Annotated in this window: 3 protein-coding genes; 1 reads left to right on the forward strand and 2 read right to left on the reverse strand. The window is 66.8% G+C overall.

All coding sequences use genetic code 11. From position 1 onward, the window contains the following. The coding region (locus ACRDUX_RS03785) for an FGGY family carbohydrate kinase (protein WP_526411163.1) at positions 1-589 on the reverse strand (589 nt) is incomplete at its 3' end. Then, a complete protein-coding gene (locus tag ACRDUX_RS03790) occupies positions 586-2,097 on the reverse strand; it encodes an amino acid permease (RefSeq protein WP_526411165.1) in 1,512 nt (503 codons plus the stop codon). The genes ACRDUX_RS03790 and ACRDUX_RS03785, both read right to left, overlap by 4 nt. Positions 2,098-2,244: 147 nt before the next feature. On the opposite strand from ACRDUX_RS03790, the gene ACRDUX_RS03795 reads away from it, so the two are divergent. Further along, a partial coding sequence (locus ACRDUX_RS03795) for a GntR family transcriptional regulator (protein ID WP_526411167.1) occupies positions 2,245-2,699 on the forward strand: 455 nt, incomplete at its 3' end.

Here is a 2,699-nt window from a genome sequence, read left to right on the forward strand (position 1 = left end):
GCTCTTCGTCGCCTAGCCCGAACAGCTCGAGGAGGTCCTCGCTCCACGACGCCGTGTTCAGGTCGAGCAGCAGCGAGCGGCTGGCTGTCGAAACGTCCGTCACGAACGCGCCGCAGAGCCGGTGGATCAGCCAGGTGTCGGTGGTCGTCACCACGCCGTCACGGGTCAGGTTCGCCCGGATCCACGCCATCTTCGGCGCGGAGAAGTACGGGTCAAGCACCAGGCCGGTCCGCTCGGCCACGTCGTCGGCCGAGGCGGCGAGCGCCGCGCAGATGGACTCTGCGCGACGGTCCTGCCAGACGATCGCGGGCGTCAGCGGCCTGCCGGTGCTGCGATCCCACGCCAGGACCGTCTCGCCCTGATTCGCCAGTGCCACCGCGTCCACGGGCACGCCCGCCTCGTCGAGCGCACGACGCCCGGCCTCGAGGACCGAGTTCCACAGCGCCTCGGGGTCCTGCTCGACACCGCCGCCGGGCAGGTACTCGGGCCGCAGTGCGACCTCGGCGATGGCGATCACCTGACCGGCGTCGTCGACGACGATCGCCTTGGTGCCCGAGGTGCCCTGGTCGATGGCCAGTACGTGGGTCATGGCCGGTGTGTGCCCGCTTCCTCGTCGAGTACCGCGTCGATCGAGTGCTGGTCGGGCATCGCGAGTCCGGCGCGGCCGCGCCGCGCGAGTAGGAAGCCGAGGTAACCCGCGCCGATCACGACCATCACGATGACATAGAGCCAGGCGTCCTTGAAGCTGGCATCGCGGAACAGGGCCAGTTCGAAGACGAGCCAGACGACCGCGACGACGAGGATCGGCTTCTCCCACGCACCAAGGTCGAACTTGCCGTTGACGGGCAGCTCCTTGCGCTTGACCAGGTACATCGTCACCGTCGCGGCATAGATGACCGCAGGCAGCAGGGTGGCCGCACCGAACAGCGTGAAGAGCGCATCCTCCGACTGCGAGAAGATGGCGAGGATCAGCTCGGCCAGGACGACGAACAGCACCGTTGCCCGCAACGGGGTGTGGAACCGCGGTGAGATCCGGCTCCACTGCTGCCAGCCGGGGAAGCGCTCGTCGCGAGACATGGCCCACGTCAAGCGAACTCCCGTCATCATGATCACCAGTCCGCAGGCGAAGATCGCGATCACGACCATCAGGAGTAGCAGGGTGCTGACGACCGAGCCGAGCGTGTTCTTGATGACGTCGGCGATCGGCGTGCCGGATTCCGCCAGCGCTACGGGGTCGCCAGCGGCGAGGGTGACGGCGATGAGGAAGATGAAACCGAGTACGCCGGAAGCGAGCACGGCCTGACACATCGCCCGCGGAACCACCCGTTCCGGGTCGTTGGTCTCCTCCGCGAGGTTGGCCGCGGATTCGAAGCCGACGATGGTGAACGCACCGAGCAGGAAGCCCAGCATCCACGGACCTGCGGACGTCCAGTCTCCGAAACTCCAGAATCCTTCTGCTGCAACGGCTCCCTTGCTGAACAGGTTCCCAGCGTCCATGTCTCCACGCACGGCGGCGACGATCAACAGCAGCACCGTGAGTGTGACCATCCCGATCAGTTCGAGTGATACTGCGCCGTTGTTGAAGCGCTGACTCCACTTGGTGGACAGCGCGAGCAGGAGGGCCTGGGCCAACAGCACCAGTGCGGTCACGGTCCACGTGACGGCGCTGGTTCCCTCGTAGTTGAGCAGCACCGGCAGCACGGTCGAGGCGATCGTGTAGTCCACTGCCACCACGACGATGGCCAGGAAGGTGAACGAGATCCAGCCGATGATCCAGCCGAGAATCGAGTTGGCCAGCCGCGACATCCACTGGTAGGCGTACCCGGTCACCGGCATCCGGGACGCGATCGTGCCGAGCACGAAGGCCACCGCCAACTGGCCCACCACGGCGATCGGCCACGTCCAGATCCCAACGGGACCCGACGAGTTCAGCACCGACCCGTACGTGGTGAAGATGCCGGTGGCGATGGACACGAAGGCGAAGGCCACGGCGAACGAGGCGAAGCGGCCGGTGTGTCGCTCCATCGACTGCTTGTAGCCGAACTGGGCGAGTTCGGCCTCATCGCCCCTCCCTGGGGCGGAATGCACGTCGGACATTGGATCCTCCAGTTGGTATAGACCATGTGGCTGAACCAAAGTATGGGAGTGCCGGGCACCACCGTCAAGCCCGGCAACGAGGTTGTTACAGAAGGTGGCCTAGACCAGGTGGGCTCTCGAGTCAGGGGACGGCGCTACCCTGCTGTGGTGACCGCATCGAGGAGCGCACGGCAGCCTTCCGCGACCCCGCGGTACATCGCGATCGCCGCGCAGGTTCGCGACCGCATCATCGTTGACCAGCTAGGACCGCACACACTACTGCCGTCGGAGCGCGAGCTCGCCGAGATACACCAGGTCAGCCGCATGACTGCCCGCCAGGCGTTGTCACTGCTGGAGAACGAGGGCGTGGTCTACCGGCGGCCGCCACGCGGGACGTTCGTCGCCGAGCCGCGCGTGCGCTTCCACATCGGGAGTTTCTCGGAGGAGGTCTCCCGCCTCGGCAGGCACCCGGCGGCGCGGCTGCTGTGGGCCGAGCATCAGGAGCCGACGCCTGCGGTCCGGCTGGCACTCGGGCTCGACGACCACGCGAGCGTGCACGCGTTTCATCGGCTGCGCTCCGTCGACGACGTCCCGTTCGCCCTCGAGACCACATTCCTTCCGGC

This window comes from Mycobacterium sp., assembly GCF_050701675.1.
In the GTDB taxonomy this organism is placed as follows: Bacteria; Actinomycetota; Actinomycetes; order Mycobacteriales; family Mycobacteriaceae; genus Mycobacterium.